Source organism: Microbacterium sp. NPDC089987, assembly GCF_044748505.1.
Classification (GTDB): domain Bacteria; phylum Actinomycetota; class Actinomycetes; order Actinomycetales; family Microbacteriaceae; genus Microbacterium.
Window position 1 is genome coordinate 717162 of sequence record NZ_JBIVGE010000002.1, and the last position, 16025, is coordinate 733186.

At 70.0% G+C, this 16025-nt stretch carries 16 protein-coding genes; 11 read left to right on the forward strand and 5 right to left on the reverse strand.

What is annotated here, in order from left to right; genetic code table 11:
* The first annotated feature begins 79 nt into the window (after nt 1-79).
* Nucleotides 80-1513: a gamma-aminobutyraldehyde dehydrogenase gene (locus tag ACIPV2_RS11040; protein ID WP_400841196.1), complete on the forward strand. Its 1434-nt coding sequence runs from the start codon at nt 80-82 to the stop codon at nt 1511-1513.
* Between the two features lie 39 nt (nt 1514-1552).
* Here the strand turns inward: ACIPV2_RS11040 and galK are convergent, their stop codons facing one another.
* Nucleotides 1553-2752 (reverse strand): galactokinase, encoded by a 1200-nt coding sequence (gene galK, locus ACIPV2_RS11045; RefSeq protein WP_400841198.1) that lies wholly within the window; start codon nt 2750-2752, stop codon nt 1553-1555.
* Nucleotides 2749-3933: a galactose-1-phosphate uridylyltransferase gene (galT, locus tag ACIPV2_RS11050; RefSeq protein WP_400841201.1), complete on the reverse strand. Its 1185-nt coding sequence runs from the start codon at nt 3931-3933 to the stop codon at nt 2749-2751. Before galT ends, galK begins: the two co-directional genes overlap by 4 nt.
* A gap of 71 nt (nt 3934-4004) precedes the next feature.
* Between galT and ACIPV2_RS11055 the strand changes: the two genes are divergently transcribed.
* The 3 genes from ACIPV2_RS11055 to ACIPV2_RS11065 all read left to right on the forward strand — a co-directional run bounded on the left by ACIPV2_RS11055 (nt 4005) and on the right by ACIPV2_RS11065 (nt 5909).
* Nucleotides 4005-4979: a LacI family DNA-binding transcriptional regulator gene (locus tag ACIPV2_RS11055; RefSeq protein ID WP_400841204.1), complete on the forward strand. Its 975-nt coding sequence runs from the start codon at nt 4005-4007 to the stop codon at nt 4977-4979.
* A gap of 161 nt (nt 4980-5140) precedes the next feature.
* Nucleotides 5141-5506, forward strand: a complete 366-nt coding sequence (locus ACIPV2_RS11060) for a YidH family protein (protein WP_400841206.1) — start codon at nt 5141-5143, stop codon at nt 5504-5506.
* 43 nt (nt 5507-5549) lie between these two features.
* Nucleotides 5550-5909 carry a DUF202 domain-containing protein gene (locus ACIPV2_RS11065; protein WP_400841208.1) on the forward strand — a complete coding sequence of 120 codons (360 nt, stop codon included), beginning with the start codon at nt 5550-5552 and terminating at the stop codon, nt 5907-5909.
* Nucleotides 5910-5921: 12 nt separating this feature from the next.
* Here the strand turns inward: ACIPV2_RS11065 and ACIPV2_RS11070 are convergent, their stop codons facing one another.
* The 3 genes from ACIPV2_RS11070 to ACIPV2_RS11080 are packed head-to-tail and all read right to left on the reverse strand — an operon-like array spanning nt 5922 to nt 9010.
* On the reverse strand, nt 5922-6878 hold the full coding sequence (locus ACIPV2_RS11070) for a formylglycine-generating enzyme family protein (protein WP_400841210.1): 957 nt from the start codon (nt 6876-6878) through the stop codon (nt 5922-5924).
* A gap of 39 nt (nt 6879-6917) precedes the next feature.
* Entirely contained in the window at nt 6918-7946 is a 1029-nt protein-coding gene (locus tag ACIPV2_RS11075; protein ID WP_400841212.1) for a zinc-dependent alcohol dehydrogenase family protein, read from the reverse strand.
* 56 nt (nt 7947-8002) lie between these two features.
* Nucleotides 8003-9010, reverse strand: coding sequence for a hydroxyacid dehydrogenase (locus ACIPV2_RS11080; protein ID WP_400841214.1), 1008 nt, complete (start codon nt 9008-9010; stop codon nt 8003-8005).
* Nucleotides 9011-9179: 169 nt separating this feature from the next.
* On the opposite strand from ACIPV2_RS11080, the gene ACIPV2_RS11085 reads away from it, so the two are divergent.
* From ACIPV2_RS11085 to ACIPV2_RS11115, 7 genes are all read left to right on the forward strand, one after another.
* Entirely contained in the window at nt 9180-10817 is a 1638-nt protein-coding gene (locus tag ACIPV2_RS11085; protein ID WP_400841216.1) for an MDR family MFS transporter, read from the forward strand.
* 1 nt (nt 10818) lies between these two features.
* The gene (locus tag ACIPV2_RS11090) at nt 10819-11274 is read left to right on the forward strand and encodes a MarR family winged helix-turn-helix transcriptional regulator (RefSeq protein ID WP_101188845.1); all 456 of its coding nucleotides are present in this window, start codon (nt 10819-10821) and stop codon (nt 11272-11274) included.
* Nucleotides 11275-11342: 68 nt separating this feature from the next.
* Nucleotides 11343-11819, forward strand: coding sequence for a MarR family transcriptional regulator (locus tag ACIPV2_RS11095; RefSeq protein ID WP_400841219.1), 477 nt, complete (start codon nt 11343-11345; stop codon nt 11817-11819).
* 143 nt (nt 11820-11962) lie between these two features.
* Nucleotides 11963-13117, forward strand: coding sequence for a Gfo/Idh/MocA family protein (locus tag ACIPV2_RS11100; protein ID WP_400841221.1), 1155 nt, complete (start codon nt 11963-11965; stop codon nt 13115-13117).
* The gene (locus ACIPV2_RS11105) at nt 13114-14307 is read left to right on the forward strand and encodes a dihydrodipicolinate synthase family protein (protein WP_400841223.1); all 1194 of its coding nucleotides are present in this window, start codon (nt 13114-13116) and stop codon (nt 14305-14307) included. Before ACIPV2_RS11100 ends, ACIPV2_RS11105 begins: the two co-directional genes overlap by 4 nt.
* Nucleotides 14304-15167, forward strand: coding sequence for a sugar phosphate isomerase/epimerase family protein (locus ACIPV2_RS11110; protein WP_400841225.1), 864 nt, complete (start codon nt 14304-14306; stop codon nt 15165-15167). The genes ACIPV2_RS11105 and ACIPV2_RS11110 overlap by 4 nt, the downstream gene beginning before the upstream one ends.
* Before the next feature lie 49 nt (nt 15168-15216).
* Nucleotides 15217-16017 carry a sugar phosphate isomerase/epimerase family protein gene (locus tag ACIPV2_RS11115; RefSeq protein ID WP_400841227.1) on the forward strand — a complete coding sequence of 267 codons (801 nt, stop codon included), beginning with the start codon at nt 15217-15219 and terminating at the stop codon, nt 16015-16017.
* Nucleotides 16018-16025 lie beyond the last annotated feature (8 nt).

Here is a 16025-nt window from a genome sequence, read left to right on the forward strand (position 1 = left end):
ACACGTATCGGCAACCGTATTCGCGGACAACAGACAAGAAAACTTCTGAATCCGCAGTTTCTGTCGCTAGAGTGACCGAATGGCAACGACGACGCTGCAGAACCACATCGGCGGATCCCTGCGAGACGCGCACGGCACCGAAACGCTCGACCTCATCGACCCGGCCACCGAGGAGGTGTACGGTCGCATCCCATTGTCCGACGCGCACGACCTCGACGCCGCATATGCGGCCGCAGCGTCCGCCTTCCCGATCTGGCGCGACACGACCCCGGCCGAGCGGCAGCTCGCGCTGTTCCGGATCGCGGATGCCATGGCATCCCGCGCCGAGGAGTTCGCCGACCTCGAATCGCAGGACACCGGCAAGCCGCGGAACACTCTCGTCGCCGACGAGATCGAGCAGTCGATCGACCAGCTGCGCTTCTTCGCCGGCGCCGCCCGCAGCCTCGAGGGGCGCGCGGCGGGGGAGTACGCCGCCGGGCACACCTCGTACGTGCGTCGCGAGCCGATCGGCGTGATCGGCCAGGTCACACCGTGGAACTATCCGCTCAACATGGCGGTGTGGAAGATCGCCCCCGCGCTCGCCGCGGGCAACACGGTCGTGCTCAAGCCCGCCGAGTCGACCCCGCTGTCGACCCTGCTGCTCGCCGAGATCGTCGCCCAGCACACCCCAGCCGGAACCCTCAACGTCGTGCTCGGCGCCCGCGACACCGGTGCTGCGCTCGTCGCGCACCCGGTGCCGCAGATGGTCGCCATCACCGGATCGGTGCGGGCCGGCATGGCGGTCGCCGAGTCGGCGGCATCCGACCTGAAGCGCGTCCACCTCGAGCTCGGCGGCAAGGCGCCGGCCATCGTCTTCGATGACGCGTCGATCGAGAAGGCGGTGGATGCCATCGTCACCGCCGCGTTCTTCAACGCGGGCCAGGACTGCACGGCCGCGACCCGCGTGATCGCGCACTCCTCTGTGCATGACGAGCTGGTGAAGGCCCTCGTCGAGCGCACCCGCACCCACGCGCGCACCGGTGGGCCGCAGGAGGAGGGCGTGCTGTTCGGGCCGCTCTCGAGTGCTGCGCAGCTCGCGCAGGTGCAGGGCTTCATCGACCGGCTGCCCGCGCATGCCACGATCGAGACCGGCGGGCGCCGCCAGGGCGACAAGGGGTGGTTCTTCGAGCCGACGATCGTCTCGGGCATGCGACAGGACGACGAGGCGGTGCAGAACGAGGTCTTCGGTCCTGTGCTCACCGTGCAGTCGTTCGAGACCGACGACGAGGCGCTCGAGATGGCGAATGGCGTGCGCTACGCGCTCGCGGCGTCGATCTTCACGCGCGATCACACCAGGGCGATGCGGTTCACGCGGGACCTCGACTTCGGGTGCGTGTGGGTGAACACGCACATCCCGTTCGTGTCGGACATGCCGCACGGCGGCTTCAAGCACTCGGGCTACGGCAAGGATCTGTCCCAGTACGGCTTCGACGACTACACGCGCATCAAGCACGTGATGACCGCGCTCGACTGACGTCGTCGTCCGAGGCGGGCGTCAGCCGGGCGCTTCCTATCAGGCGTCGCGGCGCGGTCCGTCGGAGGGATGCACGGTGAACACGTGCGGTGCGCCGAATCCGGCATCCGCGAAGGCCCGGGTGACGGCATCCGCGATCCGGTCGACGCCGTCGCGCTCGACCAGCGCGATCGCGGCGCCGCCGAAACCGCCGCCGGTCATCCGCGCTCCCACCGCGCCCTGCTCGAGCGCCGTCTGGACGGCGAGGTCGAGCTCGGGCACCGAGATCTCGAAGTCGTCGCGCATCGACGCATGCGAGGCGACCAGCAGGTCGCCGATCGCCCGGGGGCCGTCGGCGCCGAGCACGCGCACGGTGTCGAGCACGCGCTGGTTCTCGGTGATCACGTGGCGCACCCGCCGGAAGGTCACGTCGTCCATCAGCTCCGCAGCGCGAGGCAGGTCGGCCTCGGACGCGTCGCGCAACGACGGGATGCCCAGCAGCGCAGCCCCACGCTCGCACGCGTCGCGCCGCTCGCGGTATCCGCCGGTGGAGTGCGAGTGGGACACCCGCGTGTCGATGACGAGCACCTCGAGTCCCTCGGCGGTGAACCCGGTGGGCACCGATTCGGTGTCCAGCGACCGGCAGTCGATGAACGTCGCGGCGTCGGCACGGCCGAGCATCGACGCCATCTGGTCCATGATCCCGGTGGGTGCGCCGACCGCCTCATTCTCGGCGCGACGGCCGACCTGCGCGAGAGTCACCGGGTCGAGCCCGAGGCTCCAGAGATCGTTCAGGGCGGAGGCCACGGCCCCTTCGATCGCGGCGGACGACGACAGGCCGGCCCCGACCGGCACGTCGGAGGCGATCGCGATGTCGACGCCGCGCCGCGCAGCGTCGGGGGCCGCCAGCTGCAGAGCCCAGGCGACACCGAGCACGTAGGCGGACCACTCCGGCACGGCGGGTTCGGATCCGCTGGGGTCCTGAGCTTGGCGATGGGTGGGGAAGAGGGCATCGAGTTCGGCCAGGGCGACCTCGACCGGCTCCGTCGCGAACGTCGACGTCACGCGGATGCGGTGGTCGTCGCGCGCGCCGGCGGCGGCGAACGTGCGATGCGGGATCGCGAACGGCAGCACGAACCCCTCGTTGTAGTCGGTGTGCTCGCCGATGAGGTTCACGCGCCCTGGCGCCGACCAGACGCCCTCGGGGTCGCGTCCGGTGAGCCGGGTGAACAGCGTGCGGGCGTCGTCGAGCGCGCTCATGCGGTCACCTCCGGAACAGAGGCGATGGCCGCGCGCAGACGCTCCGCCGCGACCTCCGGAAGGATCTCGGCGGTCCACGCGCCCATGGCGGCCTCCGAGCCGGCGAGGAACTTCAGCTTGTCCTCGGCGCGCCGCGGGCTGGTCAGCTCCAGGCGCATGCGCACGGTGTCGCGTCCGATGTTCACCGGGGCCTGGTGCCACCCGGCGATATAGGCCGTGGGGGTCGAGTACAGCGCATCGACCCCCCGGAGCAGACGCAGGTAGAGCGGGGCGAGCTCGTCGCGCTCCGCGTCGGTGAGGGCCGCGAAGTCCGGTGCGTGGCGGTGCGGCATGAGCTGCACCTCGAGGGGCCAGCGGGCAGCGAAGGGCACGAAGGCCGTCCAGTGCTCGCCCTGCAGCACGACGCGGTCGGAGTCGCGCTCGGAGTCGAGCACGCGCGTCATCAGGTCGGGAGCGGAGCGGTGGATGCTCTCGAGCAGCCGCTGCGTGCGCGGTGTGACGTACGGGTAGGCGTAGATCTGCCCGTGCGGGTGCGGCAGCGTGACGCCGATCGCCTCGCCGCGGTTCTCGAAGGGGAACACCTGCTGGATGCCGGGCAGCGCAGACAGTGCCGCGGTGCGGTCGGCCCAGGCTTCGATCACCGTGCGTGCGCGGGTGACCGACTGCGTGCCGAAGGAGCCCTGATGGTCGGGGCTGAAGCACACGACCTCGCAACGGCCGACGCTCGTGCGCGTTCGACCGAGCCCGAGCTCGGCGAGATCGTTGAGTCCGCGCGGGGAGTTGCGGGCCTCCGGCACACCGCCGGTCGCCTCGCTCAGCGCGGGACCGAAGGCGGGCGAGCGGTTCTCGAAGACCGCCACGTCGTAGTCCGCCGGCACCTCGGACGGGTTGCTCGGCGTCTGCGGAGCCAGCGGGTCGGCGTCGGCGCTCGGCATCATGACCCGGTTCTGACGCGCGGTGGCGAAGCTGATCCAGTCGCCGGTGAGGACGTCCTGTCGCATCGTTGCGGTCTCCGGCCTCGCGTCGAGCGCGCGGGTGTCGACGGCTCGGTCTGCACCGAGGGCCGTGCCGGGGTCGTCGTAGTAGAACAGCTCGCGGCCGTCGGCGAGTCGTGTGGCGCGCTTGACGACGCCGGCGCCGAGTTCGGACGTGCGCAATTCAGGAGAGTGTGCCGTGTTCACGTCAACACGGTACCCCCTCCGCCGTGATAACGTCAACACGCCAGTTGTGCTCTCGAATCGGAGGAGGCCGGATGCCGCAGCCTGCGCGCGTGTCGATGGCGATGGTCGCCCACCGGGCCGGCGTCTCGGGGCAGACCGTCTCGCGCGTCGCGAACGGCAGTCCCCGGGTGGACCCAGAGACGCGGGCACGCGTCGAGCGGGCCATGGCCGAGCTCGGCTACCGCCCGAACCGCGCGGCGCGTGCCCTGCGCACCGGCCGCAGCCAGACCCTCGGCCTGGTCGCGCAGACCCTCGCCACGGTCGGGAACTCGCGCATGCTGCAGGCTGTCGCCGACGCGGCGGCCTCCCGCGGCTACGCGCTGACCGTCCTCACCCTCGGTGCGGATGCCGACATCGCCGACGCCTTCGATCGTCTCCACGACCAGGGTGTCGACGGCGCCATCGTGCTGAACGAGGCCACCGCGCTGGCGCGCGACGCGGCATCCGCAGGGCTGTGCCTGGTCGTCGTCGACTCGCCACCCGACGAGCGCTTCACGGTCATCGGCACCGATCACGCCGCGGGCGCGCGCGATGCGACCGAGCACCTCCTGAGTTCCGGGCACCGCACCGTGCACCATCTCGCCGGGCCTTCCGGGTCGTTCGCCGCAGCCGAGCGCGAGCGCGGCTGGCGCGAGGCGCTCGCCGCCGCAGGCGTCGAGCCGCCCGACGTCATGCGCGGAGACTGGAGTGCGGCATCCGGCTTCGAATCGGTGGCGCGGATGCCGGCCTCCGGCGTCACCGCGATCTTCGCCGCGAACGACCAGATGGCGCTGGGTGCGCTGCGGGCTCTCGCGGAATCCGGGCGCCGCGTGCCCGACGAGGTCGCGGTGATCGGCTTCGACGACATCGCCGACGCCGCGAACTTCCAGCCGCCGCTGACGACCGTCCGTCAGGACTTCGACGCCCTCGGCGAGCTGACCGTCGACGCCCTCGTCGAGTGGATCGAGGGCGCGCGGCCCGCCGACCTGCTGCTCGCCCCCGCGCTGATCCGTCGAACGAGCGCCTGAGCTACCGCGAGATCAGGATCCGCGTGAAGCGTCGGCGCAGGTGCTGCGTGTCGTGCGGAATGCGGTCTCTGCGCCGTGCCGATCGCTGATATCCGGCCGCACGACGTGAAATGATCTCTCCATGCGTCCGACTCAGGGCGCATGACAGGAGGCCTGAGCCGGTGAGTGCAGACCGCAGATTCCCCAGCGCCGTGTTCGGCCGGGGTGCTGAGCCCGATGTGCGGTTCTCGCTGGCCAACGAACGGACGTTCCTCGCCTGGACGCGCACTGCGCTCGCGCTGATGGCGGGCGGTGTGGCGCTGGAGGCGCTGGCGCTCGACCTGTACGCGCCGCTGCGTCTGGCCGCCTCGCTCGTGCTGATCGTCACGGGCATCGTCCTGCCGGTGATCGCCTGGTTCGAATGGGCCCGGGTGGAGCGCCGGATGCGCGAGGGCCGTCCGCTGCCGCATCCGCCCACCGGCATCGTGCTGGCCGTGGCCGTCATCGCCGCCGGAGTGCTGGTGCTGCTCGCGACCCTGTTGCGATGAGGGCCACGGCGAGCCAGGCGATGAGCGCGATCGTGACGGTCCCGTGACGCACCGGCATTCTGAGCGCAGAACCGGCCCGTTCGACGCCGGCCTGCAGCTGGAGCGCACCTCGCTGTCGTGGCGCCGCACCGCGCTGTCTGTCGCCGTCGGGTCGCTGGTGTCGCTGCGACTGCTGCCCGAGTGGCTGGGTGGGGCCGAGTGGGTGATCCCCGGGATGATCGGTCTGCTGCTTGCCTGCCTGCTCTGGGCAGTGTCTCATCGGCGGCACCACGCGTTCATGCTCAGGCGGTCGCGCGGTGACGAGCCTCGCATCGGCGGAGCGCTCGCGCTGATGCTGATCGCCGCGAGCGTGGCATCCGTGGGCCTGCTCGCTCTGATCGCGGTTCTGCTCACGCGACTCTGACCCGCCGCGCGTTCAGAGCGCGACGGTGCGGAAGCCGGCGTTGCCCATCGACGAATCCGGGGTGTTCTGCGAGCGCGCCGAATTGCGGTAGCGATTGCAGTACGAGATGTGGCACAGGTAGCTGCCACCCCGCAGCACGCGCGCCTGCCCGTGTGACGGTCCGGTCGGGGCATCGCCGGGGGAGACCCGGTAGAAGTCCGGATGGAACCAGTCCGAGGTCCATTCCCAGACGTTGCCGACCATCTGCCAGAGGCCGTAGGCGTTCGGCTCGAACGTGCGCACCGGCGCCGTGGTCAGCCAGCCGTCGTCGAGCGTGTTCACTCGCGGGAAGTGACCCTGCCAGATGTTGGCGCGCCAGCCGCCGGCATCCACCTCATCGTCGCCCCAGGGATACTTCTTCTGCTCGAGCCCGCCGCGGGCGGCGTACTCCCATTCCGCCTCGGTGGGCAGGCGGCGCCCGGCCCACGTGCAGTACGCCTGCGCGTCGGACCAGCTGACATGCACGACGGGGTGATCGCCGAGGCCGTCGAGACCCGAACGCTGTCCGCCGGGCCGTCGCCAGTCGGCACCCTTCACGCCGAGCCACCACGGGGTGCCGGGCGGCCGGCCCATCACGTCGCGCTCGTCGGCGGCGAGAGCCAGGTGGAACACGGCTGAGAAGCCGAAGCGCTCCGCCTCGGTCTCGTAGCCGGTCGCGTCGACGAAACGGGCGAAGGCGTCATTGGTGACGGTGGTCGCGTCGATCGAGAACGCCTCCAGCGTCACAGGATGCTGCGGCACCTCGCCGTCTCCGGGATTGCGATCGCCCGAGGAGTCGCCCATGACGAAAGTCCCTGCGGGCACGAGCACCTGCTCGAGGGTGTGCTGAGCGGCGACTCCCGACGCTGCCGCACCGAGGCGCAGCGGGATCGAGCCGAAGGTGCTGCGCGATGGCGTGCCGCATCCGCACGAGCAGTCAGCGCCCACCATCCGTCCTTCCCTGCGCCGCTGCGGCGCTCTGCTTCGAGCCTATCCGGCGAGCTCGAGCATCACCTTGATCGCGCGGCGCTCATCCATCGCACGGTAGCCCTCAGCCGCGTCGTCGATCGACAGCGTCTGGTCGAACACTGCGCCGGGGTCGATCTGGTCCCTCATGATCCGGTCGATCAAATCGGGCAGGAAGCGCCGCACCGGCGCAGGCCCGCCGTGCAGGTGGACGCCCGACAGGAACAGCTCCTGCCCGTCGAGGCTCACGCCGTGCGAGACGCCGACGAAGCCGACATGGCCACCGGCGCGGGTCGAGCGGATGGCCTGCTCCATCGCCTCCTGCGTTCCGACCGCCTCGATGGTGGAGTGCGCGCCGTAGCCGCCGGTCATCTCCTTGATCGCCGCCACGCCGGCATCCCCTCGCTCCTCGACGATGTCGGTCGCGCCGAAGCGGCGGGCGAGCGCCTGCCGGTCGGCGTGCCGAGACATCGCGATGATGCGCTCGGCGCCCAGCTGCGACGCCGCGAGGATGCCGAGCAGGCCCACCGCCCCGTCACCGACCACGGCCACCGTCTTGCCTGGGCCCGCCTCGGCCGCGACGGCCGCGAACCATCCCGTGCCGAGCACGTCGGACGCGGCGAGCAGGCTGCGCCTACGCTCCGGCGTGATCTCTCCGGTCACCTTGACGAGCGTGCCGTCGGCCCAGGGGATCCGGGCGTACTCGGCCTGTGTGCCGATCGACCCCATGCCGACGACGTGGATGCATCGGGACTGATACCCCGCCTGGCAGATCTCGCAGGTGTTGTCGGATGCCATGAACGACCCGACGACGAAGTCCCCGACCTGGACGTCGCGCACCTCGGAGCCGATCTGCTCGACGACGCCGATGTACTCGTGGCCCATCCGCGACGGTCGCCTCACCGGGGAGATGCCGCGATAGGGCCACAGGTCGGAGCCGCAGACGCAGGCGGCGTCGACGCGGATGATGGCGTCGGTCGGCTCCACGAGCTCGGGGGTCGGGACGTCCTCGACCCGGACGTCGCCGGGTCCGTGCATGATGACTGCGCGCATGCCTCTACTCCACCACCGCGGCGCGCGATGCGCGACCCCCGAAACGGCTCAGCGGGTCACGCGCTGATCGCGAGCTCGGCCCTGGACACCGGATGCCTGGCCGGAGCCCCCGCGATGTACGCGGCGAGCTCGTTGAGGGCGGCGTCGGCGAGCCGTCTGGTCTCGGTGCCGAGCGAGCCCGCGAGGTGCGGTGTGATCGCGACGTTCGGCAGGTGGCGCAGCTCCGAGTCGGCGGGCAGCGGCTCGGGCTCGGTGACGTCGAGCAGCGCATCGAGGCGGCCCGTGCGGCACTCGCCGAGCAGTGCGTCGTGATCGAGCAGCGCGCCGCGTGCGGTGTTGATCACCGTCGCGCCGTCCGGCAGCGTGGCCAGCTCCGCGGCGCCGATCATGTGCCGGGTGGCGGGCAGCGAGGGGGCGTGGAGGGAGAGCACGTCGACCTGCGGCAGCATCTCGTCGAGCGGCAGCAGCGTCGCGCCCGCCGCTTCGACGGCGGCGGCGTCGGCGAAGGGGTCGGCGACGAGGGGGCGGATGCCGTCGAACGGGCGCAGCAGCTCGACCACCCGGCGCCCGATGCGCGAGAACCCGACGATCCCCACGGTGCGATCGACGTTGCCGATCCGTCGCGCAGTCCAGGCGTTCCAGGTGGCATCGTGCGGGGCACGCAGGTGCGTGAAGGTGCGCTTGCCGGCGAGCAGGATCGCACCGAGCGTGAACTCGGCGACCGGCATCGCGTTGGCATCGGCCGCGGTGGTGAGCCGGATGCCGCGGGCCCACAGCTCATCCGAGACCAGGTGCTGCACGCTGCCGGCGGCATGCAGCACCGCGCGCAGCCTGGGCATTCGTGCCAGACGTTCCGCATCGAGCCGGGGAGCGCCCCACGACGTGAGCAGCACCTCCGTCTCGGCGAGCAGAGCGGCGTGAGCCGGATCGTCGAGGTCAGTGATCAGCATCCGGCTGCCTACGTCCGCCAGCGACGCGAAGCGGTCGCGACGTGGCTCGTCGAACAGCAGTGCGAACGCATCGGCGTCCATGACGGCGTGGGCGCGGGGACGGATCCTGCTCATGACCTGCTCTCTTCGACGCACGGGGAGACGTCTGCTCGACTTCAGTGAAGTGCTCCCCGCGGAGAAGTGCAAGGCGGCGGGAATGGTTGACCGCGCGCAATAGTTGAGAAATATCAACTAATCCAGTATCGTTGACGAAGATCAACTATCTTTCAGGAGCGTCACCCCGTTGAATTCCACCCCATCGCCCACCGCTGAGGCTGTACGCACGCCTCGCGAGGTCTTCACCGCCATCTCCGGCCTCATCGTCGGCATGTTCGTCGCCGTGCTCTCGGGCACCGTCGTCTCGACATCGCTGCCCGTCATCATCGCCGACCTCGGCGGAACCCAGGCGCAGTACACCTGGGTGATCACCGCCAGCCTGCTCGCGACCGCCGTGTCGACCCCGATCTGGGGAAAGCTCGCCGACCTGCTCGACCGCAAGGTGCTCGTGCAGCTCTCGCTCGTGCTGTTCACCGCGGGCACCGTGGCGGCCGGATTCGCGCACAGCATCGACATGCTCATCGCCATGCGCGTGGTGCAGGGCCTCGGCGTCGGTGGTCTGATGTCGCTCGTGATGGTCGCAGTCGCCCTCATCATCTCGCCCCGTGAGCGCGGCAAGTACATGGGTGTCGTCGGCGGCATCATGGCGCTGGCCACCATCGGCGGCCCGCTGCTCGGTGGATTCATCACCGACGTGTGGGGCTGGCGCGCCAACTTCTTCGTCGGCGTGCCGTTCGCCGTGCTCGCGCTCGTGCTGCTGCAGGTCACCCTGCACCTGCCCAAGCCGCAGAACGTGAAGGTCTCGATCGACTACCTCGGCATCGTGCTGCTCGCAGTCGGCGTCTCGGCGCTGCTGATCTGGGTCTCCATGGGCGGCCAGCAGTTCGACTGGGACTCCGTCACCAGCTACGCGCTCGCCATCGGATCGGTCGTCGTGCTCATCGGGTTCGTCGTGGTCGAGCTTCTGGTCAAGGAGCCGATCATCCCGCTCTCGCTGTTCCTGAACCGCACCTTCACCCTCTCGGTCATCGCGTCGATCGCGATCGGCGTCTCGATGTTCGCCACCTCGGTGTTCCTCGCGCAGTACTTCCAGCTGGCCCGTGGCGCCACGCCGACCGAGTCCGGTCTGATGACCATCCCGATGATCGTCGGGCAGATGGGCGCGTCGATCATCATCGGCCAGCTGGTCAGCCGGTTCGGCAAGTGGAAGGGCTGGATGCTGCTCGGCTCCGTCCTCACCGTCGCCGGCGTCAGCCTGATGTCCACCCTGCGCTACGACACCCCCTTCCCGCTCGTCGCGGTGTACATGTTCGCCTTGGGCGCCGGACTCGGCATGGTCATGCAGAACCTCACCCTGATCGTGCAGAACGACACCCCGGCACGGCAACTGGGCGCCGCCTCGTCGGGCGTGAACTTCTTCCGCACCATCGCCGGCACCATCGGCGTCACCATCATGGGCTCGATCCTCGCGACCAACGTCGCCGAGTACATCAAGAACGGCTTCGCCGGCTTCAAGCCGAGCTCGCCCGAAGAGCTCGAGGCGCTGAAGGAACTGGGATCGGGCAACGTGCCGAAGATCGGCGACCTGCCCGAGGCCATCCGCACCGTCGTCGAGTCCGCTTACGGGCACGGCATCGCCGACGCGTTCATCATCGCCATCCCGCTGGCCGTGATCGGCGTGATCGCCATCGCGTTCATCCGCAATAAGCCGCTGTCGACGAAGAACTCCGCCGAGCAGCTGCGCGAGCAGGCCGAGGACTCGGCGATCGAGGTCGCCGGTGCTGAGGTCGGCGCGGCCACGGGCAGCGTGCAGGTGGTGCGCTGACATGCAGACCGGGCACGCTGAGCACGAGCAGGAGGTCGACAACGTGCTTGCCGACTTCCAGGGGCATCTGAACCTCATCTTCGCCCGTGCCAGAACGCTCTGGAAGGAGTCTGCGGCTCGGGTCCACCCCGACCTGCAGCCCTCCGGCTACAAGCTGCTGTCGTACGTCGCCCGCACCGGTGATGCGAACGCGCATCGGCTGGCCGAGCTGTTCGGCATCGACAAGTCGATGGTGAGCAGGCAGATCCGGATGCTCGAGGACTTCGGTCTGCTCGAATCCCGTCCGGACGAGCGGGACGGACGACTGCGAGTTCTCACCGCAACGCCTGAGGCGCAGCGCACCCTCGCGACCCTGCGGGCCGAGTACGCCGAGCGCATGCGCGCGGTGCTCGCCGAGCTGACGCCCGACGAGGTCACCGCGGCCTCGAAGGCGTTCCGCCTGCTCGCCGAGGTCTGACTTCGCCGCACGGCCGCATGCGCGCCTGCGGGCCGCGTGCGCGGGCGGCCCGCGGTTAGGCTGGCGACGTGAACGATGTGCCGGCTGATCCCACCGAGCGCGGGGAGACCCTGGAGGGCGCGGCGCTCGACGAGGCCGTGCATCGCGTGGAGCGGGAGCTGGGGCGGCTCTTCGCCCGCATCCGCGTCGGCTGGCGCGAGGCGGCCACCAGCGTGCACCCCGATCTGCAGCCCCTCGGTTATCAGATGCTCGCGGCGATCGTCAGCGGGCATGCGACCACCGCGGGTGACCTGATCGAGCGGCTGCAGACCGACAAGTCGGCCGTGAGCCGGCAGGTCGGTCAGCTCGCCGAGCTCGGACTGGTCGACAGCATCCGGGATCCCGACGACCGCCGCGCGCGGCGTCTGGTCGCGACGGAACTCGCGACCGCGCGCGTGACCGCGGCGCGAGCGGCTTACGAGGGGCGGCTCGTCGAGCGACTGCGCCGCTGGTCGGCCGACGACCTCGATCGCGTCGCCGATCTGCTGGACGAACTGGGTCGCTGAGGGCTGCTCACCACCCGTCGCTGACGCGCTCGCTTGCATTCGGAGTGGCAACATGGTTGCATCTGGGAAAGCGCTTACCCATTCCTCTCGAGGAGAGGGCATCCGGCGCTGAGAACCTCGATCAGCTGACAGACAGGAACACCATGACCGACGTGCGTGAGATCGGCATCATCATGAACGGCGTCTCCGGACGCATGGGCTACCGGCAGCACCTGGTGCGCTCGATCCTCGCCATCCGCGACCAGGGCGGCATCGAACTGCCCGACGGATCGAAGATCACGGTCAAGCCGCTGCTCGTCGGCCGCAGCGAGGCGAAGCTCGCCGAGCTCGCCGCGAAGCACGGCATCGACGATTACACCACCGACCTCGACGCGGCCCTCGCCGACCCGCGATGGGAGATCTACGCCGACTTCCTCGTGACCAAGGTGCGCGCCACCGCGATCCGCAAGGCCATCGCCGCAGGCAAGGCGATCTACACGGAGAAGCCCACCGCGGAGTCGCTGGAGGAGGCCCTCGAGCTCGCGAAGCTCGCTCAGGATGCTGGAGTCAAGACCGGAGTCGTGCACGACAAGCTGTACCTGCCGGGTCTGCAGAAGCTGAAGCGGCTGATCGACTCGGGCTTCTTCGGCCGCATCCTCTCGGTGCGCGGCGAGTTCGGATACTGGGTGTTCGAGGGCGACTGGCAGCCCGCGCAGCGACCGAGCTGGAACTACCGCAGCGAGGACGGCGGCGGCATCATCAGCGACATGTTCCCGCACTGGAACTACGTGCTCGAGAACCTCTTCGGCGAGGTGAAGAGCGTCTACGCCCAGGCCGCCGTGCACATCGCGGATCGCTGGGACGAGAAGGGCGAGCACTACACGGCAACGGCCGAGGACGCCGCCTACGGCATCTTCGAGCTCGAGGGGGGGGTCATCGCCGAGATCAACTCGTCGTGGACCGTGCGCGTGAACCGTGACGAGCTGGTCGAGTTCCAGGTCGACGGCACGCACGGCTCGGCCGTGGTCGGGCTGTTCGGCGCCAAGATCCAGCCCCGCAACGCCACTCCGAAGCCGGTCTGGAACCCCGACCTCGAAGACACCCACGACTACGACGCCGACTGGCAGAGCGTGCCCACGAACGACGTCTTCCTCAACGGCTTCCGCCAGCAGTGGGAGGAATACCTCGCGTCCTACGTGCTCGGCACGGACTACCCGTTCGACCTGCTCGCGGGTGCTCGCGGGGTGCAGTTCGCCGAGGCGGGTCTGACCTCGAGCGCCGAGGGCCGCAAGGTCGCCATCGAGAGGCTGTCGCTGTGACGACGCTCCGTCTGCTCTCGGCATCCGGCGATCTCTCCGACACCGCTCTCAACGACGCCGGGGCCTACACGCGCCCCACGGCACCGCTGCGCTCGCGAGTGGCGTACGCGGCAGCCCACGTCGTGCCGAAGGCGCACGCCGACAACACCCCGGGCCGGCTGGCCGACATCGACTGGGATGCCACGCTCGCCTTCCGCCGCAACGTGTACTCGTGGGGGCTCGGCGTGGCGGATGCCATGGACACCGCCCAGCGCAACATGGGCCTCGACGCCGCGGCGACGCGCGAGCTGATCGCACGCAGCGCCGAGGTGGCGCGCGAGGAGGGCGGCTCGGTCGTCGTCGGGGTGAACACCGATCACGTCGACGAGACGCACATCTCGCTGCAGCAGGTCATCGACGCCTACGTCTCGCAGCTCGAGTTCACCGAGCAGCAGGGGGCGGGTCCGGTGCTGATGGCATCGCGTCACCTGGCCCGCGTCGCCACCTCGCCCGACGACTACCGCCGCGTCTACCGTGCGGTGCTCGAGCGCGCCACCACCCCCGTCGTGCTGCACTGGCTGGGAACCGCGTTCGACCCCGAGCTGGAGGGCTACTTCACTTCGGCTTCGCTCAGTACAGGCGGATCGACCGAGTGGCAGACGGCGGCCGAGGTCCTGCTCGAGATCATCGCCGACGACCCCGCGAAGATCGCGGGCGTGAAGATGAGCCTGCTCAACGCCGAGAGCGAGATCTCGGTACGCGAGCGGCTTCCTGAGGGTGTGCGCATGTTCACCGGCGACGACTTCAACTACGTATCTCTGATCGGCGACGCGCAGGTGGGCCGGCGGTCGCACTCCGACGCGCTGCTGGGCGCCTTCGCCGCCATCACGCCGGTCGCCTCGGCGGCGATCCAGGCGCTCGACGACAGTGACGATGCAGCCTATCGCCGCATCCTCGGCCCGACCGAAGAGCTGAGCCGTCAGATCTTCGCTGCGCCGACGTTCTACTACAAGACCGGCGTCGCGTTCCTGTCGTGGCTGAACGGTCACCAACCCGCGTTCCAGATGGTCGGCGGACTGCACTCTGCGCGCAGCCTGCCGCACCTCTCGCGGATCGTCGAACTCGCCAACGCCTCGCTCGCGCTCGAGAATCCTGAGCTGGCGCGGGAGCGCTGGCACGGAATGCTGAAGCTGAACGGACTGGACGCATGACGACTCCCGACCCGCGCCTGTCGATCAACCAGGCGACGATCAAGTACGCCGATCTCGCCACCGCTCTGCGGGTGACAGTCGACGCCGGCGTGCAGTCGATGGGGCTCTGGCGCGAGCCGGTGAACGAGGTCGGCCTCGATACTGCGGTGAAGATGCTCGCCGACTCGGGCCTGCGCTTCTCCACCCACTGCCGTGGGGGATTCTTCACCCTCCCGGCCGGGGCCGAGCGCGACGCCGCCCTCGACGACAACCGTCGAGCGATCGATGAGACCGCAGCACTCGCCGCAGCCGGCGCCGACGGCTCGACAGCCGTGCTCGTGCTGGTCGCGGGCGGGCTGCCGGAAGGTTCGCGCGACCTGACCGGAGCGCGCGAACGGGTTCGGGATGCGATCGGCGCGCTCGCCCCCTATGCGCGGAGCGCCGGGGTCACCCTGGCGATCGAGCCCCTGCATCCGATGTTCGGCTCCGACCGCTGTGTGGTGACCACACTCGGCCAGGCGCTCGACATCGCGGCCGACTTCGACGCCGACGTGGTCGGAGCGGCGGTCGACACCTTCCACATCTGGTGGGATCCGCAGGTGCACGAGCAGATCGCCCGGGCGGGGCGCGAGGGCCGGATCTCGACGTACCAGGTGTGCGACTGGAAGACGCCGTTCCCCGCCGACGTCCTGCTCTCGCGGCACTACATGGGCGACGGCATCATCGACTTCGCCTCGCTGACCCGCGCCGTCGTCGAGACCGGCTACGCCCGCGACATCGAGGTGGAGATCTTCAATGCCGACATCTGGTCGGACGCGCCCGAGAAGGTCGTCGCCCGCACAGCCGAGGCCTTCGCTGCGACGGTCTCGCCGCACCTGTGACCGCACGATGTGATTTCGTAGGGATGTCGGCACGATCAGGGAGGCGCGCATGATCAGACCGGGTCTGTGCTCGGTGACGTTCCGGCAGCTCTCGCCGGGGGAGGTCGCCGCGCGGGCGGCCGAGGCCGGGCTCGAGGTGATCGAATGGGGTGGCGACGTGCACGTGCCGCCGGGGAATGCCGAGCATGCGGCCGAGGTCGCGGCGGCGACGACGGATGCCGGTCTCGCGGTGTGCTCGTACGGCTCGTACTTCCGAGCCGGGCCCGACGAGCCGCTCACGCCTGTCCTCGACAGCGCCGCGGCGCTGGGAGCGGATCGCGTGCGGATCTGGGCCGGTCGCGTCGATTCGTCCGACGCGAGCCCGCAGCAGTATGCGCAGATCGTCTCCCGCCTTCAGGATGCCGTCGCCGAGGCATCCGAGCGCGGTGTCGCTCTGGCTCTGGAGTTCCACCGGCGCACGCTCGCCGACACCCCGGCGTCGACGCTGCGGCTGCTCGCCGACGTGCCGGGGCTCTCGACCTACTGGCAGCCCACGGTGGACGTGTCCGACGAGGTCGCACGCGATGAGTACGAGCAGGTCGCGGCGCACACCAGCGCCGTGCACGTGTTCTCGTGGTGGCCCTTCGACACGCGCCTGCGTCTCGACGAGCGCGCGGGCCTGTGGCATCCGCTCTTCGTCGCGGCTTCGGCGCAGCCGGTGCCGCCGCGCGACGCGCTGCTGGAGTTCGTCGTCGACGACGATCCCGCGCTGCTTCCCGCCGAGGCTGCCACCCTTCGCGCTTTCCTCGCTCACGAGCGCTCGCCCGCATCATCCGATCCGGCGACGGGTCGGGATGCCCGCCGTCGCTAGGCTGTGGC

What these genes read in the sequence shown, in the direction of transcription:
- ACIPV2_RS11070 (WP_400841210.1), bottom strand. Translation starts at nt 6,878, where the DNA reads ATGGTGGGCGCTGACTGCTCGTGCGGATGCGGCACGCCATCGCGCAGC.
- ACIPV2_RS11110 (WP_400841225.1), top strand. Translation starts at nt 14,304, where the DNA reads ATGACGACTCCCGACCCGCGCCTGTCGATCAACCAGGCGACGATCAAG.
- ACIPV2_RS11075 (WP_400841212.1), bottom strand. Translation starts at nt 7,946, where the DNA reads ATGCGCGCAGTCATCATGCACGGACCCGGCGACGTCCGGGTCGAGGAC.
- ACIPV2_RS11055 (WP_400841204.1), top strand. Translation starts at nt 4,005, where the DNA reads ATGCCGCAGCCTGCGCGCGTGTCGATGGCGATGGTCGCCCACCGGGCC.
- ACIPV2_RS11100 (WP_400841221.1), top strand. Translation starts at nt 11,963, where the DNA reads ATGACCGACGTGCGTGAGATCGGCATCATCATGAACGGCGTCTCCGGA.
- ACIPV2_RS11090 (WP_101188845.1), top strand. Translation starts at nt 10,819, where the DNA reads ATGCAGACCGGGCACGCTGAGCACGAGCAGGAGGTCGACAACGTGCTT.
- galK (WP_400841198.1), bottom strand. Translation starts at nt 2,752, where the DNA reads ATGAGCGCGCTCGACGACGCCCGCACGCTGTTCACCCGGCTCACCGGA.
- ACIPV2_RS11080 (WP_400841214.1), bottom strand. Translation starts at nt 9,010, where the DNA reads ATGAGCAGGATCCGTCCCCGCGCCCACGCCGTCATGGACGCCGATGCG.
- ACIPV2_RS11040 (WP_400841196.1), top strand. Translation starts at nt 80, where the DNA reads ATGGCAACGACGACGCTGCAGAACCACATCGGCGGATCCCTGCGAGAC.
- ACIPV2_RS11115 (WP_400841227.1), top strand. Translation starts at nt 15,217, where the DNA reads ATGATCAGACCGGGTCTGTGCTCGGTGACGTTCCGGCAGCTCTCGCCG.